We start from the raw sequence: 22,794 nt of genomic DNA, 5'->3' as shown, positions 1-22,794 counted from the left end.
TCGACGCCAGCAGACCTTTTTTTGCGACGAGGACTATGCCGAGTATCGGCGACTGCTCTCGACGTCCTGTCGAGCGTGCGTCACGCAGGTTCTGGTCTACTGCCTCATGCCGAATCATGTAAACCTGGAGTTCCGGGGACGGTTTACTGAATACCCTAGACGAGATACTACGGAACGGTTAGAACACAAAGTGAGCTTTCTGTGACGAGGGATTGACCGACCGATGGCGAGACTTCCAAGAGTGGTTGTCCCCGGGCTTCCGCATCATGTGACCCAGCGCGGTAATCGACGCCAGCAGACCTTTTTTTGCGACGAGGTACTCGTTCACACCCCCGGCTGCGGCAAAGGCGGCAAGGGTAGTCCGGCGCGCCGGTCGGCGATGGCGGTTGCCAGATACTCCCAAGGCGAGTGGCCGCGTTGACGACAGGTCTCGATGACGCTGGCAAGCAGGGTAAAGACGCATGAGCCGACGGCGGTGCGCGTGCCGTGACTGAGACGCCGGGCGATGACCCAGTGACGCAGGGCCCGCTCGGCGTCGTTATGCCGCACTCCCGGATATGCCGCGTAGCACCTCAGGCAAGTCGTCCTCAGCGGGATGCATACTTTACGTGCGCGGCATAATCCTATCGGCTCTCTCGTCTGGCAACACCGCCAGATCAGTGGAGAGACGACATGTCCGAACAGAACGCACACGTAAGACCTTCCGGGGAAGCGGATCTCGATCACCAGCTCGCGGCATTCATTGCATCCCTCGCACAAGCCGGTTATGCCCGGAAAACCCGCCGCGACAAGGTGCGCCTGATCAGGCCCTTCATTCAATGGAGCCAGGTCGCGGGGATCGCGCCGAGCGACATTGACGAGGGCTGCATCGATTCCTTCCTCGCGTGCCCGACGCGCCGTCGCTACAAGCACCGCTGTGCCTTGCAGGATTTTCTGGCCTACCTTCGGAGTATCGACGTCTTGCGGCCGCGCACGGCCGAGCCGTTACCTGCCCGGGCGCTCTGCCAAAGCTATATCGACCACCTTCGCACGCAGCAGGGACTCAGCACTCATTCGATTGCAGCCTACTCGGTCGGTGCGCGCGGCTTCACTGATGCCATGCATCTCCCGGCAGAGGCTAAGCGCGTCGATGCCCCGGCGATCCGTCGTTACCTCCTCGATTACAGCCGGGATCACGCCGTCAGCTCCGTCAAGTTACAGGCAGCGGCGCTGCGCTCGTTTCTGCGTTTCTGTCTGCTGAAGGGTACGATCACGCGCGATCTCTCTCTCGCAGTACCGCCGGTGGGCCGATGGCAGCCGACGCCGATGCCGCCCGTGTTGAGCGCCGAAGCGATTGAACGCGTGCTGGCGATGGCCGATCACTCGACAATCCGTGGCTGCCGCGATTTCGCCATCCTGCAACTCTTGGCGCGCCTTGGTTTGCGCGCGAGCGAGATTCTCGCGCTGCGCCTCGAGGATCTGCGCTGGGAGGCCGGCGAGATCCTGATCCGCGGCAAAGGCGGACAAGTCGCTTGTCTGCCGCTACCACGGGAGGTTGGAGAGGCCATTGCAGACTACCTCCTCACGGCACGGGGCAAGCACGACTCGCGCGCCGTGTTTCTGCGCCACCGGGCACCGTACGTCGAGCTCCAAGATCCCGGCAACGTGAGCGGGATGGCGCGCCGTGCCCTCGCGCGTGCCGGATTGCTGCCGAGCGGTCGCGTCGGTGCGCATCTCTTCCGCTACAGTCTTGCGACACGGATGATTCGTCGCGGTGCTTCGTTGGTTGAGATCGCCCAAATCTTGCGTCACCGCAGCATCCGCACGACCGAAGGCTACACCAAGCTCGACCTTGAAAACCTGCGCAGCGTCGCCCGATCCTGGCCCGATGCGGAGGTGACGCCATGAGCGACCTACACGCGGCATTATCCGAGTACTTGGAGACGCGTCGGGCCTTGGGGACACAACTGAAATGGCCTGAATCGGCATTGCGCCAGTTCGTCGATTTCATGATCGCCCGGGGTGCCGATGTGGTCACGACGGCGCTGGCCCTGAGCTGGACCTTCCAGTCTGTCGCTCTGCAGCCCGGGACCTATGCACGACGGCTGGATATCGTGCGCGCGTTCGCGCGCTGGCTGCAGGCGACGGATCCGCGTACCGAGGTGCCGCCACCGCGACTCTTACCCGCTTCGCACCGCAGACCCACACCTCACATCTACGCCAAGGCCGAGATCGCTGCGTTGATGTCGGCGGCGAACCAACTCGATCAGGCCAGCGGGCTTCGCGGTGCAACCTTCAAGACGCTGATCGGGCTGCTGGCCGCGACCGGGCTACGCCCGGGTGAAGCGCTCAAGCTCGACGTGGACGATGTTGATCTGCGGGACCGCGTCCTCGTGGTTCGAGGGTCGAAATGCGGCAAGTCGCGTCTGGTCCCGTTCGACCCCTCCACCGGTGCGGCGCTGCAGGACTATGCCGGGCTGCGCGACACCCTTCTACCCCATCGGCAGACGCCGGCGTTTCTGGTGACATCCTGCGGTTCGCGATTGATCGGCAGCACGGTCCGGCGGACATTTGCACGCCTATGCCACAGCATTGATCTGCGGCCTCGCCTGCAGGGTCGCAGTGGGCACGGTCCACGGCTTCAGGATCTGAGGCATACATTCGCCACCAATCGGCTCATCGAGTGGTACCGAGCGGGCCTGGATGTGAACCGACTCGTGCCGTGGTTGGCGACCTACTTGGGGCATGTCAGCAGCGTCGAAACCTACTGGTACATTCAAGCCATTCCGGAGCTGCTCGGGCTGGCCAGCGAGCGTTTGGTGACCGCCCCGAGCGGAGACCGGCCATGAGCGCAACCTCTCTCGCGGCGCTCATTCAGCGCTATTTCACCCGGCGGCTGCAAACCGAGCTCGGCGCAAGTCCTCATACCGTGGCAGCCTATCGCGACACCTTCCGATGACTGCTCGCCTTCGCGTCGGCACGTCTGGCTCGGGAGCCATCGCATCTGCGTCTGGAGGATCTGGATGCAGCATTCCTGAGCACGTTTCTTGATCATCTCGAGAATCAACGCGCCAGTGAGTACGGTCACCTTCCCTGATGTTTCTTCCCCCTTAAATCGTCATCTTTCATGAGGGAGAGCGGTGTGCCTCCCTCGGGGTGCTTGAACAACAGCACCCGTCGGGAGAGTCTCTTGTTTGCGAAGACAAAGAGACGCCATCAGTGTGCCACGCCTTCCTTGAAAGCCTCACGTTTTTCGCCGTGTTGCTGCACATCGACGAGGACCTCGCCGAGGCCGCCCGAGAGGAGGGTTGTCCCGCCTGCGGCGGCACGCTGCATTAGGCCGACTACCCCCGTAAACCCCGCGGCTGTCCGGAACCCTGGCGCGCGGCGTTCGCCACGCGTCGCAGCTTCTGCTGTGCGCAGTGTCGGCGGCGCCTGACGCCGCGCTCGGTGCGGTTCCCGGGCCGGCGAGTCTATCTCGGCCTCATCGTCGTGGTGGCCTCGGTGCGCCATACCGGGCATCACCCCCAAGCGGACGCCTTGGCCGCGACGCTGGCGGTCCCGATCCGCACCCTGCGGCGCTGGCAGACCTGGTGGCGGGAGCAGTTGGGGCAGACCCCGCTGTGGTGCGGCGCGCAGGGGGCTTTGTGCCGCCGGTGGATCTGCAGCAGGCGCCGGGGAGTCTGCTCGAGCGCTTCCTCGGCGATGCCGCGGACGCCCTGGTGGCGTTGCTGCGCTTTTTGAGCCCCTTGACGAGTCGTTCGTGCAGGCTGCACGAGGGCGGCTGACGCCACGCAGAGGATGTCGCTCGAAGACGCCGGGGCACCCCGCTAGGCTGATCGCGAAGGTGTCGGAACCCCCGGCACCGTGGCCGGGAGACCCCTATGCCGATCCCCATCGAGGTTCCGCAACGCGAGCGGTGGGCCCGCGTGCGCTTTGCGATCATTGGCCCCCTACTCGCCGCACCGCCGCCGGACGGTGACCTGCAGGCGGCCTTGGCCACCCTGGCCGCCAAGACCTGGCGCCATCCCGTCACCGGCCTGGATGTTCGGTTCGGTGTGTCGACCCTCGAGCGCTGGTATGACGCCGCGCGCACCGCGCCCGATCCGGTGGCGGTGCTGCGCAATCGCGTGCGCGCCGACCGCGGGGCCTTCCCGAGTGTGCTGCCCGCCGCACGCGAGGCCCTGCAGACGCAGTACCGCGATCATCCCGGCTGGACCGCCCAGCTGCATCGCGACAACCTGGCCGCGACCCTCGCCGGCACCGCCACCCCGGTGCCCTCCTATCCGAGCGTGCGGCGCTACTTGAAGGCCCACGGGATGGTGCGCCGCGCCACCCCCAAGCGCGACACCGCCGGCGCGTTGGCCGCACGCGATCGCCTGGAACAACGCGAGGTGCGCAGCTTCGAGGTCGAGTACGTCTCCGCGCTGTGGCATATGTGGAGTCCCGCATTATGTGCAGTCGGATTCCCACCCGTCCCCGCAACGGGCGTTCCGGGCGTTATTCGCTGGACATATTCAGATCGGTCTAAGCATCGCGATCAACGCATCGGGTGCTTTGAATCGACCTGGTCGCAGTGTCGGAGGAATGACGGCAGCAAGCGCGTCGAGCTTCTCGGCGGGGTCGATGCGCAAATACATTTCGGTGGTCTGGAGGTCGGCGTGGCCCAGCCACAGCGCCACCTTGCGCAGGTCGCCGGTCGCTTGCAGGATCATCAAGGCACAGCTGTGTCGGAGCACATGCGGGGAGATTCGCTTGGTGGCAAGCGATGGACACTGCGTCTGGGCTGTGCTCACGTGCTTGGCCAGGATGCATTCGAATCCGGAGCGTGTGATCGGCAAGCCGCGGGCGTTAATGAAGAGTTCGGTCACTCCGGGCTGCGCATTGCGCACGGCGAGCCAACTGCGCAAGTCCGCGGCGGTCTGCTTCCAGAGGGGAAGCGTGCGCTCCCGACGACCCTTGCCCAGAACACGCAGACTGGGGTTGGCATGCAGGCTGAGCGACGCCATTGGCAGCGCGACCAACTCGGAGACACGCAACCCGGCGGCGAAGCACAGGTGCAGCATCGCGCGGTCACGCAACCCGGCTCGCGTCGCGGGATCAGGGGCATCGAGAAGCGCCTGAATCTCCTCACGGTTAAGATGCTGGACGAGAGGAACAACGGTCTTCTTCGCCGGTATCGCGCGGATCTGGCGGCACTGCTCGAGGAACGCCGGGGCACGATGCTCAATGAAGGCCATGAATGACTTGATCGCGACCAGTCGAGCGTTGCGCGTGCTGGGGCAGTTTGCGCGCTGCGACTCCAGCATGACGAGAAAATCCATGATCAGTGGCGCGTCGATCTGTTCGAGCGCGAGCTGACACGGGCGTACTTTGAAGCGTGTGCTGGCGTACTCGAACAGCAGCTTGAGCGCGAACGCATAGGTCTCGCAGGTGTGCTGACTGGCGCCGCGTTGCCGCGGCAACCGGTCACGCAGGAAGGCCTCGATGTGGGGAGCGATCGGCGTCATGGTGCGTCTCCCGCCAGCCAGTCTTGAGCAGCGCCAGCGACGTCTTGCATGAGCTGCGGTGAACTCTGGAGGTACCAGTACGTGCCCCGTACGCTGCAATGGCCGAGGTAGGTGCTCAAGGCCAGCATGTGGGCCGTGACATCGTCGCGCACATGGGGACATGCCTCGAGGGCCCTGACCGCGACCGTGTGACGCAGGTCATGCAGTCGCGGACGGCGCACTGGCGGCACACCGTCAAGCCCGGCAGTGGCACACAGGTGTCGGAAGGTTCGGCTGGCCGTGTCGTAGCACACGGGTGTGCCCTTGAGTGAGACGAACAGGTGATCGGATTTGCCGACGACACACAGACGGCGTTCGAGATAGCGGTTCAGCGCACACGTTGTCGTTGCGTGCAACGGCAAGAGACGACTCTTTTGGAACTTGGTCTCACGAATGATCAGTCCATCGGGCCGGAGGTCGTCGAGCCTCAACGAGAGCGCCTCGGAAATGCGCAACCCCGTGCACGCAAGCAGTCCGAAGAGGGTGCTGAACGTCAGCGGTCGCAGCGATTCCTCCGGCGGAAGGTGTACTGCGGCCGTCATCAACTGCACGATCTCCTGTGGGGAGAAGATGTGAGGGAGGGGCCGCGTGTGCGCTGCACTCGGCAGCGGTGGCGGTGGAATTGCGTGTCGCGGATCTTCGGCGTGCATAAACCGCGCAAACCCGATCACGACCCGGGTTCGCTTGTCGCGCTGGCGTGCCGTCGTGCTGCGGGCTGCCCAGGCGAGGACGGTTTCACTCACCACATGGCGATCCCCGCACGCCGTCGCAAACCCTGCGAAGCAGCGCAACAGGCGCTCCTCCGTGATGAGCTTGTAACCCAAGGCGCGACGCAGCTCGAGGTAGCGATCGATGGCGGATGTCAGCATGACTCCCCCTCCGTCGGCCAGGGCATGGCGATCCGCCTCAGTCGATCGACATCGACCTTGGCATAGATCGCTGTCGTGTCGACGTCGCGGTGGCGCAGCAAGGTGCCGACGGCGTGCAGCGTGAGCCCTTGGCGCAACCACGCTGTCGCTGCGGAATGCCGAAACACGTGAGCGCCCAACGAAGGCGCCTTGACTCCGGCACGTCGGATGGAGCGTTCGGCGGTGCTCGACACCTGACGTGCAATGATTGGCGTATAGGGTGCCCGAGCGGTCAGAAAGACCCCATCGCCACCGACAGCTCGACGCCCGGTTTCAAGGTAATGTAGGAGGGCATCACCGGCGTCTTGGGGCAACGGTAGCCAGGTCATGCGTCGCGACTTGCCTGATACCCGAATGCGACCCTGTATCCAGTCGATGTCATTCAAGCGCAAGCCGGCGACATCGCCGGCGCGTAAGCCCAGACGGGCAAGCAGGAGCACGATTGCGTGATCGCGGGCCCCCAGCGGCGTACTTGGGTCGCATGCGTCGATGATTCGCTCCACCTCCGCGAGTTCAAGGTAGCGTGGGAGTGGCGCCAGGCGCTAGGATGTTCAATCGCCCAGGCTTTCCCATCAAAACCTTCATGCCGTTTTCATGTCGAGCTTCGGCGCCTTGAACGCCTGTCGTCGCCGGGCCAGCATAGAGTCGCCGAGATGCGTCTTGACCCATTGCTCGACATCCAGGGTGCGCACCGAGGTCATCGCCTCGTGAATAACCGGGCTCGTCAGATCGGTGAGGAAGGCGGGAATCGCCAACACCAGCCGGCCGATCTCTTTGAGGGGGCCGCGTGCGGTGAACATTTTGTATTTTCCGAACACCGATTCGATGATGTCGGAGGACGCCAGCCAGGTCGCGCCGGGCGGGATCTTGGCGGCTTGTACCGCGACTTGTTCCAGGACCCGGTCGGTAAAGCGGGCGGCTCGCGGAGCGAGCGCGGTGCGCGGGGCGAGTGTGGATTGAAGCGATTCGCAGACGCCGGCGTGCAGTCCCTCGGACTTGAGAACGCTCTGGATGGCCTTGGACTGTTCCATCATCTGCGCATAGACCGCCAGATCCTCGCGATAGGCACTCACCCAGGCGAAGCCTTCCAGAAAGCGCGCGCGGCCGGTGTCGGCGAGATCCCAAAAGGCGTCGTCCAGATCCGCGAGCTGTAGGTCGGAGGCCGCCTGCAGGGCCTCGCAGAAGGCTGCCTTATCGGGATGCCGATGGCCCAGCAGCACGTGCAGGGGACGCACGCGGGCGACGCCCAAGCGATCGCGCAGGTGGTCCCGGGCGGCGACCGTCAGAACGCAGGTGGGCCGAACGGCACTGAAATCTCCCCGCTCCTGGTAGGCGAGTAGGTTTTGCGCCCACTCGACATGGGTGTCGACGTGCATGAAGCGCGCCTTGGTGCGCTGACGCGGCGGCAACAGAAAGGCCAAGTCGGTTTGCTGAAAAGACGCCAGGGTCCGCGTGCAGTGCGACAAAAAGGTCTGCCAGCGCCCGTCCGGATGCAACTCCGCCTTGAGCAGGGTGGCGATGCGGTGCGAAATATCATAGGTTTCCACACAGTCTGTAGTCTGTTCCTGCCGAAACAGCGTGATCCCCTTGTGCAGGTCGCTGCCGTGATCGGCGACGATCTGCACCGGCACACCGGTGCGCTCGGCGACCTCGCGCAGCACCGTGGCGACCCACTCCCCGGTGCTGTGCGTCGTCACCTTCACGGCGAGCACCTGCATGGCCCGGTGCGACGGGCTGTAGCCGGTCTCGAGCAGTCGGGCGGCGGGGATGCCCAGAATCACGAGACACTTCGATGTGCCCAGTTCAAGCGTATGATCGGCCACGAAAATCCAATCCTCGCGCCGCTGCGGCGGCTGCAGGAGGATCGCCAATCCGCAGCGGTAAACCCAGTTGAGGACCGTCGTATGCGCCGGCATGCTCACCGGCATCCAGGGCGCGAGCAGACCCAGTACGCGGGGCACCCCGCGGCTGCCGAGTCCGGCACTTAGATACATCCGCAGCGTCAGTTGAATGACCAGGACCGAATGCCGGTGACCGGGCGGGGGCAAGCGCACCAGCTGCCGAGCCGCATCGTCCGGGTCCTCCGCCTCGCCGGCGGGTGTTGCTGCCGATGCCGCGGGCTGTTCACCGCCTTCCGACGCCAGCGCCCGGTTCTTCCAATAGGTGCGGCTCGCTTCCAGATCTCGGATCTTGACCCGAGCCGCGCGCAGTCGCTGTTGCTTGTCCAGGGCTTTGGCCCGCCACGCATCGCGCGATGCCCGGAACAGTCGGGCCAATCGGGCCACGGGGGTTTTGAAAGTGTCCATCGGTGCGTATCGGCTCGGATTCGGCTGGTGGTGGGATCCCGGTGCCGCGAAGTGTGCCCGGAGGCGACGGGGCTGTCGATGGCGGCCGGCGGGAGGACAGCCGGCGCATCACCACCCGCACCCCGCGACACGAGACCGGCATGAGCTATTTCGTGCCTTATCGGGTCAGATTGAACTCCCTAGCCCAAGGGCGCCAATTTCAATCCGTGTTGGACGAAGCCCTGCGCGAGTACATCGACCGCCAGCAGAAAGATCGGCCGCGACGGCATGTCATGACCGCGTTCGCCTTCAGTCTCGATGAACTCGACAGCCTCTATCGCGAACTGGCCAAGTGACCGACCGCGATTTTCCAACCCTAGCCGACGTCCTTGGCATGGACACTGTCTTGATACGGCGTTACGGCGGAGCGCCCGGCGTACGCGATCCAGGCACGCTGGAAGCCCCGCGCACCGTGAATCCAACAGGGAAGCTCATACGGGCATGAACAAGAAGGCACTGACCGAAGCAGACATTCGCACCAAGTTCATCACGCCCGCGCTGGTCGGTGCGCATGGGGACAAGTGGGACCTCCTGACACAGGTGCGCGAGGAGGTCTACTTCACCAGAGGCCGGGTCATCGTTCGCGGGAAGACGGTGAAGCGTGGCGTTGCCAGACGCGCCGACTACATCCTCGTGTACAGGCCCAACATCCCGCTCGCCCTCATCGAGGCCAAGGACAACAATCACGCCGTCGGCGACGGCATGCAGCAAGCGCTGGATTGCGCGGAAATGCTCGATATTCCCTTCGTCTACAGCTCCAACGGTGACGCCTTTCTGGAACACGACCGCACGGTGACCACCGGGGCCGTGACGCGCGAAATCCCGCTCGACCAATTCCCCACCCCGGCCGAGCTCTGGGCGCGCTACTGCAAGGCCAAGGGGTTGGTCGCGGAAGGGCAGGCCGTCGCGGTTCAGGACTATTTTGACGACGGTTCCGGCAAGGCCCCCCGCTATTACCAGCGCATTGCCATCAACCGCACCGTGGAGGCCATTGCCCGCGGCGCGAGCCGCATCTTGCTGGTCATGGCCACGGGTACGGGCAAGACCTACACCGCCTTTCAGATCATCTGGCGGCTGTGGCGATCGGGCGCCAAGAAACGCATCCTTTTTCTGGTGGACCGCAACATCCTGGCCGACCAGACCAAGACCAACGACTTCAAGCCCTTCGGTCAGGCCATGACCAAGATCACCAACCGCACGGTGGACAAGGCGTTCGAGATCTATCTCTGCCTCTATCAAGCGGTGACCGGTACCGAGGAAGAGCAGAACATTTACACGCAGTTCTCCCCGGATTTCTTCGATCTGGTCTTCGTGGACGAGTGTCATCGGGGCAGCGCCGCGGACGATGCCGCCTGGCGAAAGGTGCTCGAATACTTCTCCACGGCGACCCAGATCGGGATGACGGCCACCCCCAAGGAGACCAAAGAGGTCTCGAACATCGACTACTTCGGCGAGCCTATCTACACCTACTCGTTGCGGCAGGGCATCTCGGACGGCTTTCTCGCGCCCTACAAGGTTGTACGCATCGGGCTTGATCGGGATCTCGACGGCTGGCGCCCGGAGTCCGGGCAAACCGACAGGTTCGGTCATGCCATCGAGGACCGCGAATACAACGACACCGACTACGACAAGAACCTCGTCCTCAACCAACGCACCACCCTGGTCGCCGCCAAGATCACCGAGTTCCTCAAGGCGACGGACCGTTTCGCCAAGACCATCGTCTTCTGCCAGAACATCGATCATGCGGAGCGCATGCGTCAGGCCCTGGTCAACGCCAACCCGGACCTGGCCGCCGCCAACAGCAAGTACATCATGCGCATCACCGGCGACAACGACGAGGGCAAGGCCCAGCTCGACAACTTCATCGATCCGGAATCCACCTTTCCGGTCATCGCCGTGACCTCCCAACTCATGTCCACCGGTGTGGATGCCCAGACCTGCCATCTGATCGTGCTCGACAAGCGCATCAACTCCATGACCGAGTTCAAGCAGATCATCGGCCGCGGCACCCGCATCAACGAGGACTACAACAAGCTCTACTTCACCATCATGGATTTTCGGCGCGCGACCGCCCTCTTCGCCGACCCGGACTTCGACGGCGATCCCGTGCAGATCTTCGAGCCAGGTCCCGATCAGCCGCCCATCCCACCGGACGATGAGCCGCAAGAAGGCGAAGGAGAGGCCGGCGGGGCGGGCGATGCCGATCCGTTCGGAGGTCAGCAACCTTCGTCTGGCCCAGGCGTCACGCGCTACTACGTGGACGACGTCGAGGTCCGCGTCGTCACGGAGCGCGTGCAGTACCTTGATGCGGACGGCAAGCTCATCACCGAGTCCTTGCGGGACTACTCCCGCAAGACCTTGCGCAAGGCTTACACCTCCCTGGACGCCTTCCTCAACGCCTGGAACGACGCCGACCGCAAGCAGGTCATCCTGGAGGAGCTAGTTGCCCAAGGCGTGTTCCTCGACGAGCTCGCCGAGCAGGTTGGCCGCGACTACGACGCCTTCGATCTCGTCTGCCACGTGGCCTTCGACCAACCGCCCCTGACGCGGCAGGAACGGGCCGAGAAGGTGCGCAAGCGCAACGTCTTCGGCACCTATGGCGACCAGGCCCGCGCTGTCCTCAATGCCCTGCTCCAGAAATACGCCGATGCCGGCATCCGCAGCGTCGAGTCACTCGACATCCTCAAGGTGGACCCGCTGCCCACCTTGGGCACCCCGGTGGAGATCGTCAAACTCTTCGGCGGCAAGAGCGCCTATCTTGCCGCCGTGCGTCAACTTGAAACCGCCCTGTATCAGAAGGCCGCCTGACCCATGCCGAATGTTTCGAATCTCGTCAAAACCATCCAGGACATCATGCGCAAGGACGCCGGCACCTACGGCGACGCACAGCGGCTCGAACAACTCGGCTGGATGTTCTTCCTCAAGATCTTCGACGACCGCGAGAAGGAGCTGGAGCTGTTGCGAGACGACTACCGCTCGCCGCTTCCCGAGCGGTTGCGTTGGTCCAGTTGGGCTGCGGACGACGAAGGCATCACCGGCGATGCCCTGCTCGACTTCGTCAACAACAGCCTACTGCCCAGGCTCAAGGCCCTCACCGGCAGCGGCGACCGGATCAGCGGGCTCATCCGCATGAGCTTCGAGGATGCCAACAACTACATGAAGAACGGCACCTTGATGCGCCAGGTGATCAACAAGATCAACGGCATCGACTTCAATGCCTCCGATGACCGGCACATGTTCGGCGACATCTACGAAAAGCTCCTCAAGGACCTCCAGTCCGCGGGTAATGCCGGCGAGTTCTACACCCCGCGCGCCGTCACCCAGTTCATCGTCGAGCAGGTCAATCCCCGCCTCGGCGAGACCATCCTCGACCCCGCCTGCGGCACCGGCGGCTTCCTCGTTTGCGCCATCGAGCACCTGCGCAAGCAGGCCAAGACCGAGGCCGACGAGCGCAGCATTCAGGACTGCTTCGCCGGGATCGAGAAGAAGCATCTCCCGCACGTCCTGTGCATGACCAACCTGCTCCTGCACGGCATCGATGTGCCGTCCAACGTCCGCCACGACAACACCCTCGCCCGTCCCCTGCGCGACTGGGGGCCGAAGGAACGGGTGGATGTCATCGTCACCAACCCGCCCTTCGGCGGCATGGAGGAGGACGGCATCGAGGCCAACTTCCCGGCCGAATTCCGCACCCGCGAGACCGCCGATCTCTTCCTCGTGCTGCTGATGAAGATCCTCAAGCCCGGTGGCCGCGCCGGTCTGGTCCTGCCGGACGGCACCCTCTTCGGCGAAGGCGTAAAGACTCGCATCAAGGAAGCGTTGCTCACCGACTGTAACCTCCACACCATCGTCCGTCTGCCCAACGGTGTCTTCAATCCCTACACCGGCATTCGCACCAACCTCCTCTTCTTCACCAAGGGCCGGCCGACGACGGAGGTCTGGTACTACGAGCACCCCTATCCGCCCGGCACCAAGAGCTACAACAAGGGCAAACCCATCCGCATCGAAGAGTTCGAGGCCGAGCGCGCCTGGTGGGGCGAGGAGAAGGACGGCTTCAAGTCCCGCATGGAAAACGAGCAGGCCTGGCGCGTCTCCATCGACACCATCAAGGCCGGCAACTTCAACCTCGATCTCAAGAACCCGCACAATCCGGACACCGGACCGGGGGACCTGGATCATCTGTTGCCGGAGTATGAACGGCTGCTGGCCCAGATCGCCGAGACCCGCGCCCAGCTGAAGGCACAGCTCGTGGAGGCATTGAACCGATGAAAAAGCAGGGAATGCAAATTCGGGAGACACTGTCTCCCGAATCTCAAACAACTCGGAAAGGAGATCGGCCATGAAGGCTAAAGCGGTCCGCAAGCCTGCACCTGCCCCTGTGGCTTCCGAATTCGCAGAAATCAGAGCCCTCGCAGCCACGCTGAACGATCTCCATCGGCAACGCGTCGCGGCCCTCACTCCCATCGCGCAAGACCTCATCCAATCCCAGTCCCGGGCCGCTCAGGACATCGAGCACACCCTGGTTCACCTGCTCGACTGCGCCTGCATTCCGGAAGGACTTGCTCTCTTCAAAGCCCTCTGCCGCTACTACTACGCCATCAATCCCGCCGCCACCGCCGGCTACGTCCACGCCTACCGGGGCATGTGGGACAGCGAGGAAAGGATGAAGGTTGAATTATGAAAGCTGATCCTGCCGCCACGTCATCTCTCGCCCTTCAACTCTCATCCGTATCCCCTCATCCTTCATCCTTGAACCTTCATACTTTCTTCGAGAAGTTCGACCTCTTCGCCGACGCGCCTGGCGCGGTGGCAAAGATGCGTGAGTTGGTGTTGCACATGGCGGTTTCAGGAAAGTTATCAGAAGAAGACAAAGATGCGTGGACCGAATCATTACTCGGGGAAGTCTCGCGCCTTCGTCGTGGATACGATTTGCCGACGCAGGTTCGCAGACAGGGGTCGGTTCCAATCTTTGCTGCGAACGGCCCTGTCGGAGTTCACGAAATCCACATGGTGAAGGGACCGGGGGTTGTGACTGGGCGAAGTGGAAGCATCGGAAAGGTTCACTTCATTAACGAAGACTTCTGGCCGTTAAATACGGCACTCTACGTCGAAGACTTTTTCGGAAATTATCCTCAATTTATATGCCTGCTACTTCGCTCCCTGAATCTTGATCGTTTCAGCACTGCAACCGCAGTGCCGACACTCAATCGGAACGTCGTGCACAAAGAGATCGTGAAAGTTCCACCAATCGCCGAGCAGAAGCGGATCGTGGCGAAGGTGGATGAGCTGATGGCGTTGTGTGATCGGCTGGATGCGCAGCAGCAGGAACGGGAGACGCGGCACACCGCGCTCGCCCGCGCGGCGCTGGCCCGCTTCGCAGAAGCGCCCACCCCGGCCAACCTCCAATTCCTGTTCCATTCATCTTTCAACATTCAACCTTCAGACTTACGAAAGTCAATCCTCACCCTTGCCGTCCAAGGCAAACTCGTCCCTCAAGATCCCAACGACGAACCGGCGGAATCGATACTCCGAGCCACGCGCTCCCTGTTTGAGCACTTAGTTGCCGCCAAGAGACTTTCCGCACCAAAACCGCTTCCGGCTATTGAGGAAGAGGAATTGCCATTCTCGTTGCCAAGAGGCTGGGTATGGTGCCGGCTTGGACAGCTCATACGCATATCTTCGGGCGATGGCCTGACTGCACGAAATATGAACGAAGGACCAATACCGGTATACGGCGGCAACGGAGTGACCGGCTACCATGACAGGCACAATGTGGCCAAGCGGACGCTCGTCATCGGCCGAGTCGGCTTTTATTGCGGCAGCATTCACATGACGCCGGAAAAGGCGTGGGTCACGGATAACGCGTTCATCACAACATTTGATGAGAAACACGTCGCGATTAGTTTTCTAAGCTGGCTCCTCAAGGCAACCGACCTCCGCGAACGTGACAACGCCACCGCTCAGCCTGTCATATCTGGGGCCAAGGTAAATCCGATAGTCCTCGCCATCCCACCCCTCGCCGAACAACGCCGAATCGTGGCCAAAGTGGACCAACTGATGGCCTTGGTGGACGAGTTGGAAACCCAGCTCGCCGTCTCCCGCGCCACCGCCGCGAATCTCCTCTCTGCCCTCGTCGCCGAGCTCACCGGTCAAGCCTGATCGATGCCGATTCGTCCACAACGATCCTTTGAGCACGAAGCCAATCTCGAAGAGCCCGCGGGCTTTGGGAAGAACCGCCGCTTCGACGCGGTCGTCGACGATGAGGACGTTGAAGCGATCTTGTCCGCGCGGTTTCGTCTTCTCGTTCGCGGGTGCCGGCATGTCGGAGGGTGCGGGACGTGCCGAGTGGAAGAAGAGCACATGAGCTGATCCGAGGTCGGCACCCTCGGTCCATCAAAGGTCGCAGCCGATCCGCTCCTGAGGCATCATCCGTGGATCATGGACTTCACGACCCTCGACACCCTGCGCACCCACCACCCCGCGTGGCGGCTGCTGCGCTCGGATCATGCGTCGCTCGTGGCGAGCTTTCTGAACCGCGTCTTCGTGCAGCCGAATGTTCGGGTGATGTCGGCGGCGGATCTGGCCGAGGCGCTGGAAGACGAGTTGTATGCACTGCGCGAGCGTCTCGGCGAGGGCAGCTTCCCGAAGCCGGCGTTGGAGTATCTCAACGACTGGGCCGGCCCGGAGAAGGGCTGGCTCCGTAAGTTCTACGCCCGTGACTCGGACGAGCCGCAATTCGACCTGACCCCGGCGACCGAGAAGGCGATCGCCTGGCTCGGCACCCTCTCGGAGCGCAGTTTCGTGGGAACGGAGTCGCGGCTCTTGACCCTGTTCGAGCTGCTCAAGCAGATGAGCGAGGGCAGCGAGGCCGATCCCGAGAAGCGCATCGCGGAGCTCACGAAGCGGCGCGACGAGATCGATGCCGAGATCTCGCGGGTGCTGGGCGGCGACGTGCCGCTGCTGGACGACACGGCGCTGAAGGATCGCTTCCAGCAGTTCATGCAATTGGCCCGCGAGCTGCTGACCGACTTTCGCGAGGTGGAGCACAACTTCCGTCTGCTCGATCGGCGGGTGCGCGAGCGGATCGCGCTCTGGGAGGGTGCCAAGGGCGCGCTCCTGGAGGAGATCATGGGCGAGCGCGACGCCATCGCCGATTCCGACCAGGGACGCAGCTTTCGGGCCTTTTGGGATTTCCTCATGTCCAGCCGCCGCCAGGAGGAGCTGACCGAGCTGTTGGACCGGGTGCTCGCCCTGCCCCCGGTCGCGGAGCTGAAGCCGGATGCGCGCACCCGCCGCGTGCATTACGACTGGCTCGAGGCCGGCGAGCACACCCAACGCACGGTCGCGCAGCTCTCGCAGCAGCTGCGGCGCTTTCTCGACGATCAGGCGTGGCTGGAGAACCGGCGTATCATGGACATCCTGCACGGGATCGAGGCCAAGGCGCTGGCCCTGCGCGAGCATCAGCCGACCGGCGAGGTGATGCGCATCGCCGAGTCCGCCGCCGCGGTCGAGCTGCCGATGGAGCGCCCGCTCTACACCCCGCCACTGAAGCCGGTCATCGCTGATCTGGAGCTGCAGGCAGGCGACGCCGATCTGGACGCCGATGCGCTCTATGCGCAGGTCGTGGTCGACCGCGCGCAGCTTGCCCGCCACATCCGCCATGCCTTGCAGGATCGCTCCCAGGTCACGCTGCGCGAGCTGACCGAGCTGCAGCCCTTGACGCAGGGTCTCGCGGAGCTGGTGGCCTACCTTCAATTGGGCAGCGACGCCTTCAGGACGACTCTGGACGAGAATGCCCCGGAGGTGATTGTCTGGGAGGCGTGCGCCAGCGACGGCATGACGGTCCGCAAGGCCGCCCGACTTCCCCGCGTCATCTTTGTCAGAGAGAGGTGAGGATGGACGACGACCAAGGACAGGCCCGGGACACCCCGGCGCTCGCGGCCGGGGCGGAGCTGTCCACACTGGTGATCGGCCTGCTCAAAGGGGTCCTCTATCGCGAGGGCGACGAGCGACTCTGGGGCACGCTGCTCGACCTACAGGCGCGGGTGCGGGACTATGTGTCGGTGCTCGGACTGGAGCTGGTGCTCGACGAGGCGGAAGGCTATGCCTTTCTCAAGAGCCGTGCCGAGATCGCCGAGGACGAAGCCGCCGCCAAGTTGCCGCGTCTGGTCGCGCGTCGGCCGCTGTCGTTTCCGGTCAGCCTCTTGCTGGCCCTGCTCCGGAAAAAGCTCGCCGAGTTCGATGCCGGCGGCGCCGAGACGCGACTCGTGCTCTCGCGCGACGAGATCGTCGAGCTGGTGCGTGTCTTCCTCCCGCAGAGCAGCAACGAGGCGAGACTCATCGACCAGATCGAGACCCACATCAACAAGGTCGTCGAGCTCGGCTTTCTGCGCCGTCTGAAGGCCGCCGGCGGCACCGCCCGCGGCCCGGACAGCTACGAGGTGCGGCGGCTCCTGAAGGCGTTCGTCGATGCACAATGGTTGGCGGACTTCGACGCACGGCTGGAGGTCTATCGGGCGCAGGTCGATCCGGACAAGAGCGCTTGAGCCGTCAGGGGCGACGGCATCGATCATCGTCTCGGCCACATCGGCAGTGTTCAGATCGCCCCCGGGTCCGCCGACTTCAGTCGGCTCACGCGCTTGGGCGGCTTCAATCGCCCGAGCGCGCCCGCACGGCGGACTGAAGTCCGCCTCCCCGGGAGCCGACTGAAGTCGGCGTACCCGGGCGTGCGGCCGGAGTTTGGCATCCGGTCGGGGAACCCGAGAGGCCTGGACGAAAGGATGACCAAAGCCGGGGCGACGAACGCAAGGAGTGGAAACCATTCGGCAATCGCGTGACGATGGCGCGATAATTCAACGCAAAGGGTGCGAGGCGATTCATGACACCTCTTTACGAGCAGGACTTTTCCGCATGGGCCGAGCGCCAGGCGAGCCTCCTGCGGCAAGGGCGGTTCGACGACTTGGATGTGGCGCATCTGATCGAGGAGTTGGACAGCATGGGGGCAAGCGAGCGGCGCGAATTGATCAACCGTCTGGCGATCCTCCTGGCCCACCAGCTCAAGTGGCGTTATCAGCCGGAGCGACGCGGCAACAGTTGGCGTTTGACCATCAAGATCCAACGACTCGATGTTGCCGCCTTACTCCGCGACAATCCGAGCTTACGAGCCCGTCTCGATGCGTTTATCCAGGACGCCTACGCGAAGGCAAAACTGCAGGCCGCATGGGAGATCGGCGTCGAGGAGACGCTGTTTCCCGCCGTATGCCCTTTCACCGTCGAACAGATTCTCGATGATCACTGGCCCGATGCAGCCGCTTGAATCGCTCGATCTGGACTTCGTCGCCGACGACCGCCTGTCCGGCTTTCGTCTGTCGCGCCTGGAGGTCTTCAACTGGGGCACCTTCGACGGGCTCGTCTGGACCCTGTCGCTCGACGGCAAGAACGGGCTGCTGACCGGCGATATCGGCTCGGGCAAGTCGACCCTGGTGGATGCCGTGACGACCCTTTTGGTCCCGGCCCAGCGCATCGCCTACAACAAGGCCGCGGGGGCCGACAGCAAGGAGCGCACGCTGCGCTCCTACGTGCTCGGGCATTACAAATCCGAGCGCAACGAGGTGACCGGGGCGGCCAAGCCCGTGAGTCTGCGCGATCACAACAACTACTCCGTCATCCTCGGCGTCTTCCACAACGCCGGCTACGACCAGACCGTCACACTCGCGCAGGTCTTGTGGATGAAGGAGGCGCAGGGTCAGCCGGCGCGCTTCTTCGTTTGCGCCGAGCGTGATCTCTCGATCGCGACCGACTTCTCCCGCTTCGGAACCGACATCGCCCAACTGCGCAAGAAGCTGCGCGGGCTCGGTGCCGAGATCGAGGACGGCTTCCCCAAATATGGCGCATGGTTTCGGCGCCGGCTGGGCATCGACAGCGAGCAGGCGCTCGAGCTCTTTCATCAGACGGTCTCGATGAAGTCCGTCGGCAACCTCACCGATTTCGTGCGCGGACACATGCTGGAGCCCTTCGCGGTGGAGCCACGCATCAAGGCGCTGATCGCACACTTCGACGACCTCAACCGCGCGCACGAGGCAGTGCTCAAGGCCAAGCGCCAGGTCGAGATGCTCACGCCCTTGGTGGCGGACTGCGAGCGTCACGCCGGCCTGACGCGGGAGGTCGAGGATCTCAGAGGCTGCCGTGCCGGGTTGCGTGTCTACTTCGCGGGTTTGAAACTGGCGCTGCTCGAGAAACGTCTGGCGCACCTGCAAGAGGATCGGGAGCGCGTCGATGCCTTGGTCAAGCGCCTGGAGGGCCGCCGCGAGGAGCAAGGCAACCAGGTCTACGAGCTCAAGCGCGCGGTGGCCGAGAACGGCGGGGACCGACTCGAACGCCTGGCCGCCGAGATCAAGAAGCTGGAGGCGCTGCGCGACGCTCGGCAGGCCAAGGCACGACGCTACGCCAAGCTGACGGCCGATCTCGACGAGAGGCCCGCCGCTGACGAAACGGCCTTCCTCGCGCAACGGCGTCGGCTCGCGGAGATCCGCGAGGGTTTGCAGGCTCGGGATGTCGATCTGCAGAACGAGGTCACCGAGCACAGCGTGACCCTGCGCCAGGGCCAGCTCGAGCACGACGCCCTTCAGGCCGAGATCGACAGCCTGAAGCGCCGCCGCAGCAATATCGACGACCAGCAGATCCGGATCCGTGCCGCGCTCTGCGAGGCGCTGAGTCTTTCCGAGGACGCGATGCCCTTCGCGGGCGAGCTGCTGCAGGTGCGAGAGGACGAACGCGACTGGGAAGGCGCGGCCGAGCGACTGATGCGCGGCTTCGGCCTGTCCCTGTTGGTGCCGGACACGGCCTACAAGACGGTCGCCGAGTGGGTCGACAGCAGCCATCTGCGTGGTCGGCTGGTCTATTTCCATGTACGTGCCCAAGCGAGCACCCGAGGCCGGGGCGACCTGCCCGAGCTGCACCGCGACTCGCTGGTGCGCAAGATCGCCGTCAAACCCGACTCGCCCTTCTACGACTGGCTCGAGCGCGAGCTGGCGCATCGTTTCGACGTGGCCTGCTGCATCACGCAGGAGCAGTTCAGGCGGGAGACCCGTGCCATCACCCGTGCCGGCCAGATCAAGGACCCGACCGGACGTCATGAGAAGGACGACCGTCACCGCATCGACGACCGCAGTCGCTATGTCCTGGGCTGGACCAATGCGGCCAAGATCGAGACGCTGGAGGCCAAGCGTCGCCGGCTCGAGGCGCATCTCGCCGAGATCGGCGCACTCACGGGCAAGCTCTTATCCGAGCGAAAGGCGCTCGGTGCCCGCCTGAACGCACTGACGCGACTGGAAGAGTTTGTCGACTTCAACGAGCTGGACTGGGCCTCGGTCGCCACCGAGGTCGCCGCACTGATCGACGAGCGGCAACGATTGGAGTCGGCATCCGATCTGCTGAAGCAGCTCAATCAGCGCCTGGGCGAGGCCGTCCGAGCGCTGGCGCTCATCGAGGGCGAGCTGGAAGAGGCCAAAGCGAAACGCGCCAAGATCGATCAGAAGCAGGAGGATGCCGAGGCCCTCCGAGTACAGACCCAAGCGATCCTCGCGCCGAGCGGGGACGAGGACCGGCCCGCGCCATCGGCCGAGCTCACCGAACGGCTGGAGGCCATGCGCACCGAGGCGCTCGGCGAGCATCAATTGACCGTGGAGTCCTGCGACAACCGCGAGCAGGACATGCGCGCCTGGCTCCAGAGCCGGATCGACAGCGAAGAACGCAAGATCAAGGGCCTGCGCGACCGGATCATCACCGCGATGGTGGCCTACAAGAACGCCTTCGAGCTCGAAACCCAGGAGCTCGACGCCAACGTCGAGGCGGCCTTCGAGTACCGACAACAGCTCGATCAGTTGGGACGCGACGACCTGCCCCGCTTCGAGGCGCGCTTCAAGGAGCTGTTGAACGTCAACACCATCAACGAGATCGCCAACTTCAATGCCCAGCTCGCCCGCGAGCGCGAGACCATCAAGGAGCGCATCGGGCGCATCAACGAGTCGCTTACCCAGATCGACTACAACCCGGGGCGCTACATTGCGCTCGAATCCCAGATCAGCCCGGACGCCGAGATCCGCGACTTCCAGTCCGAGCTGCGCGCCTGCACCGAGGGCGCCCTGACCGGCTCCGAGGACGCGCAGTATTCCGAGGCCAAGTTCCTGCAGGTGAAGACCATCATCGAGCGCTTCCGAGGACGCGAGGGCCAGACCGATGCGGACAGGCGTTGGACCGCCAAGGTCACCGACGTGCGCAACTGGTTCCTGTTCGCCGCGAGCGAGCGCTGGCGCGAGGACGGGAGCGAGCATGAGCACTACTCGGACTCGGGCGGCAAATCCGGCGGTCAGAAGGAGAAGCTCGCCTACACCATCCTGGCCGCCAGCCTCGCCTACCAATTCGGGCTGGAATGGGGCGCGGTACGCTCGCGATCCTTCCGCTTCGTCATGATCGACGAGGCCTTCGGGCGGGGCTCGGACGAGTCGGCTCAGTACGGTCTGCGGCTCTTTCAGCAGCTCAACCTGCAACTGCTGATCGTCACGCCGCTGCAGAAGATCCACATCATCGAGCCCTTCGTCTCCGCCGTCGGCTTCGTCCACAACGAAGGCGGTCGCGAGTCCAAGCTGCGCAATCTGACGATCGAGGAGTATCGCGAGGAGTCCAGAGCGCGCAAGGCCGAGCCGAGTACAACCATAGCGGCATGATCTGGACGACGGCGGCGGATCTCAAGGCGCAATTGATCCGCCTTTGGGAGCGCGGCGAGCTGCTGCGCCCGCTGGTCACGGACGACGTGGCCGGCGCGAGCGGATTCCCGCTGCGTCTGCGCCTGAAAGGACCCGGCTCCGCAGATCTGGCCGATCGATTCGAGGCGGTGCGGGCCTGGATCGCCGAGCTGGTGGCCATTCCACGTCTGCGGATCGCTTGGCGCGCGGTCAATCATCGCGTGCTCGGCCCTCAGCGTCTGCCCGAGACCATCTGGGTCGACACACTCGACGACGCGCTCGCCCTGATCGGCAGACGGGGCGATGCGACCCAGTTCGCCCGTTGCGTGGAGATGAGCCGATCGAAACAACCGGCGCTGCTCGACTGGCTCGGCAAGCGCCCCTTGCAGGCGATCGCGCTGGCCGACGACTGGGAGCGCCTGCTGGCGGTGGTGGACTGGCTCCGCCGCCACCCGCGTCCCGGGATCTACATCCGGCAGGTCGATATCCCGGGTATCCACAGCAAGTTCATCGAGGCGCATCGCGGTGTCCTCTCGGAGCTGTTGGATCTTGTCTTGCCTGCGGAGGCGGTCGCTACGGATCGCGTCGGCGTCGGTCGGTTCGCCGCGCGCTACGGCTTTCTCGACAAGCCCAACCGGGTCCGGTTTCGCCTGCTCGACGACACCGTTCGCTTGCTGCCCGGACCGGTGCGAGCCGATGTCACCCTGGATGCGGATAGCTTCGCCCGGCTTGCGATCCCGATTCGACGCGTCTTCGTCACCGAAAACGAGACCAACTTTCTCGCCTTCCCGGACGCGGCCGCCTCGCTTATCGTCTTCGGCGCCGGCTATGGCTGGGATGCCCTGGCCCGGGCCGAGTGGCTCGGGACCTGCACCCTGCACTACTGGGGCGACATCGACACCCACGGCTTCGCCATCCTCGACCAGCTCCGCGGTCGATTCGGCCGGTTCGCCTCCTTCCTGATGGATCGCGCCACCCTGATGGCGCACGAGACCCTATGGGGCGAGGAGCCAGATCAAGTTATGCACGATCTGCCGCGGCTCACGGCTTCGGAGCGGGCCTTGTTCGACGACCTGCGGGACAACCGCATCCGCAAGGGATTGCGTCTGGAGCAGGAACGGGTCGGGTTCCGATGGGTGGAGACTGCGCTCGCGGATGCGCTGCTCGACAACAGCGGCCGGACAGTGGAGGAGATCGATTCGATCGCCGCCCCTTGAGCCGCTCCACAGCCAGCATCAATCGTGCTCGATGCCCGTCGTCATCGGCGCAA

Annotated in this window: 18 protein-coding genes and 3 pseudogenes; 16 read left to right on the top strand and 5 right to left on the bottom strand. The window is 64.1% G+C overall.

The annotated features are described in order from the left end of the window. Positions 1 to 223: 223 nt before the first annotated feature. Positions 224 to 316, top strand: a pseudogene (locus AADX97_RS18985) (transposase); the annotation flags it as partial. Positions 317 to 324: 8 nt separating this feature from the next. Here AADX97_RS18985 and AADX97_RS18980 read toward each other — a convergent pair. After that, positions 325 to 543, bottom strand: a pseudogene (locus tag AADX97_RS18980) (IS66 family transposase); the annotation flags it as partial. A 129-nt stretch (positions 544 to 672) separates the two neighbouring features. Between AADX97_RS18980 and AADX97_RS18975 the strand changes: the two are divergent. The 4 genes and pseudogenes from AADX97_RS18975 to AADX97_RS18960 all read left to right on the top strand — a co-directional run. Next, positions 673 to 1,887, top strand: coding sequence for a site-specific integrase (locus AADX97_RS18975; protein ID WP_374238889.1), 1,215 nt, complete (start codon positions 673 to 675; stop codon positions 1,885 to 1,887). Beyond that, the gene (locus AADX97_RS18970; RefSeq protein ID WP_374238888.1) at positions 1,884 to 2,828 is read left to right on the top strand and encodes a tyrosine-type recombinase/integrase; all 945 of its coding nucleotides are present in this window, start codon (positions 1,884 to 1,886) and stop codon (positions 2,826 to 2,828) included. Before AADX97_RS18975 ends, AADX97_RS18970 begins: the two co-directional genes overlap by 4 nt. 744 nt (positions 2,829 to 3,572) lie before the next feature. Continuing rightward, complete coding sequence (locus AADX97_RS18965) at positions 3,573 to 3,767, top strand: hypothetical protein (protein WP_374238887.1); 195 nt, start codon at positions 3,573 to 3,575, stop codon at positions 3,765 to 3,767. Between the two features lie 96 nt (positions 3,768 to 3,863). Then, positions 3,864 to 4,418: pseudogene (locus AADX97_RS18960) on the top strand (IS481 family transposase); the annotation flags it as partial. 78 nt (positions 4,419 to 4,496) lie between these two features. Here AADX97_RS18960 and AADX97_RS18955 read toward each other — a convergent pair. Genes AADX97_RS18955 through AADX97_RS18940 form a run of 4 tightly spaced genes read right to left on the bottom strand, consistent with a single transcriptional unit; the run spans position 4,497 to position 8,742 of the window. Next, on the bottom strand, positions 4,497 to 5,489 hold the full coding sequence (locus AADX97_RS18955) for a tyrosine-type recombinase/integrase (RefSeq protein ID WP_374238891.1): 993 nt from the start codon (positions 5,487 to 5,489) through the stop codon (positions 4,497 to 4,499). Continuing rightward, positions 5,486 to 6,397 (bottom strand): tyrosine-type recombinase/integrase, encoded by a 912-nt coding sequence (locus tag AADX97_RS18950; RefSeq protein WP_374238886.1) that lies wholly within the window; start codon positions 6,395 to 6,397, stop codon positions 5,486 to 5,488. The genes AADX97_RS18955 and AADX97_RS18950 overlap by 4 nt, the downstream gene beginning before the upstream one ends. Next, positions 6,391 to 6,975, bottom strand: coding sequence for a tyrosine-type recombinase/integrase (locus AADX97_RS18945; protein WP_374238890.1), 585 nt, complete (start codon positions 6,973 to 6,975; stop codon positions 6,391 to 6,393). Before AADX97_RS18945 ends, AADX97_RS18950 begins: the two co-directional genes overlap by 7 nt. A 42-nt stretch (positions 6,976 to 7,017) precedes the next feature. Further along, complete coding sequence (locus AADX97_RS18940; protein WP_374239314.1) at positions 7,018 to 8,742, bottom strand: hypothetical protein; 1,725 nt, start codon at positions 8,740 to 8,742, stop codon at positions 7,018 to 7,020. A 53-nt stretch (positions 8,743 to 8,795) separates the two neighbouring features. Here AADX97_RS18940 and AADX97_RS18935 point away from each other — a divergent pair, with 53 nt between their 5' ends. The 11 genes from AADX97_RS18935 to AADX97_RS18885 all read left to right on the top strand — a co-directional run bounded on the left by AADX97_RS18935 (position 8,796) and on the right by AADX97_RS18885 (position 22,741). Next, positions 8,796 to 9,077 carry a hypothetical protein gene (locus AADX97_RS18935; protein ID WP_374238842.1) on the top strand — a complete coding sequence of 94 codons (282 nt, stop codon included), beginning with the start codon at positions 8,796 to 8,798 and terminating at the stop codon, positions 9,075 to 9,077. A gap of 145 nt (positions 9,078 to 9,222) precedes the next feature. Continuing rightward, positions 9,223 to 11,589 carry an EcoAI/FtnUII family type I restriction enzme subunit R gene (gene hsdR, locus AADX97_RS18930; RefSeq protein ID WP_374235670.1) on the top strand — a complete coding sequence of 789 codons (2,367 nt, stop codon included), beginning with the start codon at positions 9,223 to 9,225 and terminating at the stop codon, positions 11,587 to 11,589. A 3-nt stretch (positions 11,590 to 11,592) separates the two neighbouring features. Further along, complete coding sequence (locus tag AADX97_RS18925) at positions 11,593 to 13,050, top strand: N-6 DNA methylase (protein ID WP_374235669.1); 1,458 nt, start codon at positions 11,593 to 11,595, stop codon at positions 13,048 to 13,050. Positions 13,051 to 13,120: 70 nt separating this feature from the next. Next, positions 13,121 to 13,462 (top strand): hypothetical protein, encoded by a 342-nt coding sequence (locus AADX97_RS18920; RefSeq protein ID WP_374235668.1) that lies wholly within the window; start codon positions 13,121 to 13,123, stop codon positions 13,460 to 13,462. Further along, positions 13,459 to 14,940 (top strand): restriction endonuclease subunit S, encoded by a 1,482-nt coding sequence (locus AADX97_RS18915; RefSeq protein WP_374235666.1) that lies wholly within the window; start codon positions 13,459 to 13,461, stop codon positions 14,938 to 14,940. The genes AADX97_RS18920 and AADX97_RS18915 overlap by 4 nt, the downstream gene beginning before the upstream one ends. A gap of 3 nt (positions 14,941 to 14,943) precedes the next feature. Further along, positions 14,944 to 15,150 (top strand): 2Fe-2S iron-sulfur cluster-binding protein, encoded by a 207-nt coding sequence (locus AADX97_RS18910; protein WP_374235665.1) that lies wholly within the window; start codon positions 14,944 to 14,946, stop codon positions 15,148 to 15,150. Positions 15,151 to 15,219: 69 nt separating this feature from the next. Further along, a complete protein-coding gene (locus tag AADX97_RS18905; RefSeq protein WP_374235663.1) occupies positions 15,220 to 16,674 on the top strand; it encodes a DUF3375 domain-containing protein in 1,455 nt (484 codons plus the stop codon). A 2-nt stretch (positions 16,675 to 16,676) separates the two neighbouring features. Continuing rightward, positions 16,677 to 17,327, top strand: a complete 651-nt coding sequence (locus AADX97_RS18900; protein ID WP_374235662.1) for a DUF4194 domain-containing protein — start codon at positions 16,677 to 16,679, stop codon at positions 17,325 to 17,327. Between the two features lie 332 nt (positions 17,328 to 17,659). Next, a complete protein-coding gene (locus AADX97_RS18895; RefSeq protein ID WP_374235661.1) occupies positions 17,660 to 18,097 on the top strand; it encodes a DUF29 domain-containing protein in 438 nt (145 codons plus the stop codon). Continuing rightward, the gene (locus tag AADX97_RS18890) at positions 18,069 to 21,506 is read left to right on the top strand and encodes an ATP-binding protein (protein WP_374235659.1); all 3,438 of its coding nucleotides are present in this window, start codon (positions 18,069 to 18,071) and stop codon (positions 21,504 to 21,506) included. The genes AADX97_RS18895 and AADX97_RS18890 overlap by 29 nt, the downstream gene beginning before the upstream one ends. Further along, positions 21,503 to 22,741 carry a DUF3322 domain-containing protein gene (locus AADX97_RS18885; protein WP_374235656.1) on the top strand — a complete coding sequence of 413 codons (1,239 nt, stop codon included), beginning with the start codon at positions 21,503 to 21,505 and terminating at the stop codon, positions 22,739 to 22,741. The genes AADX97_RS18890 and AADX97_RS18885 overlap by 4 nt, the downstream gene beginning before the upstream one ends. Positions 22,742 to 22,794: the final 53 nt, after the last annotated feature.

Source organism: Thiocapsa sp. C2-2m, from assembly GCF_041903745.1.
In the GTDB taxonomy this organism is placed as follows: Bacteria; Pseudomonadota; Gammaproteobacteria; order Chromatiales; family Chromatiaceae; genus Thiocapsa; species Thiocapsa roseilacustris.
This window is presented reverse-complemented; position numbering and strand designations above follow the sequence as displayed.

Bases quoted from the DNA above. Each gene is read 5' to 3' on its own strand.
- AADX97_RS18975 (WP_374238889.1), top strand. From the start codon at position 673: ATGTCCGAACAGAACGCACACGTAAGACCTTCCGGGGAAGCGGATCTC.
- AADX97_RS18895 (WP_374235661.1), top strand. From the start codon at position 17,660: ATGACACCTCTTTACGAGCAGGACTTTTCCGCATGGGCCGAGCGCCAG.
- AADX97_RS18955 (WP_374238891.1), bottom strand. From the start codon at position 5,489: ATGACGCCGATCGCTCCCCACATCGAGGCCTTCCTGCGTGACCGGTTG.
- AADX97_RS18940 (WP_374239314.1), bottom strand. From the start codon at position 8,742: ATGGACACTTTCAAAACCCCCGTGGCCCGATTGGCCCGACTGTTCCGG.
- hsdR (WP_374235670.1), top strand. From the start codon at position 9,223: ATGAACAAGAAGGCACTGACCGAAGCAGACATTCGCACCAAGTTCATC.
- AADX97_RS18900 (WP_374235662.1), top strand. From the start codon at position 16,677: ATGGACGACGACCAAGGACAGGCCCGGGACACCCCGGCGCTCGCGGCC.
- AADX97_RS18890 (WP_374235659.1), top strand. From the start codon at position 18,069: ATGATCACTGGCCCGATGCAGCCGCTTGAATCGCTCGATCTGGACTTC.
- AADX97_RS18915 (WP_374235666.1), top strand. From the start codon at position 13,459: ATGAAAGCTGATCCTGCCGCCACGTCATCTCTCGCCCTTCAACTCTCA.
- AADX97_RS18925 (WP_374235669.1), top strand. From the start codon at position 11,593: ATGCCGAATGTTTCGAATCTCGTCAAAACCATCCAGGACATCATGCGC.
- AADX97_RS18910 (WP_374235665.1), top strand. From the start codon at position 14,944: ATGCCGATTCGTCCACAACGATCCTTTGAGCACGAAGCCAATCTCGAA.
- AADX97_RS18885 (WP_374235656.1), top strand. From the start codon at position 21,503: ATGATCTGGACGACGGCGGCGGATCTCAAGGCGCAATTGATCCGCCTT.
- AADX97_RS18905 (WP_374235663.1), top strand. From the start codon at position 15,220: ATGGACTTCACGACCCTCGACACCCTGCGCACCCACCACCCCGCGTGG.
- AADX97_RS18970 (WP_374238888.1), top strand. From the start codon at position 1,884: ATGAGCGACCTACACGCGGCATTATCCGAGTACTTGGAGACGCGTCGG.
- AADX97_RS18950 (WP_374238886.1), bottom strand. From the start codon at position 6,397: ATGCTGACATCCGCCATCGATCGCTACCTCGAGCTGCGTCGCGCCTTG.
- AADX97_RS18920 (WP_374235668.1), top strand. From the start codon at position 13,121: ATGAAGGCTAAAGCGGTCCGCAAGCCTGCACCTGCCCCTGTGGCTTCC.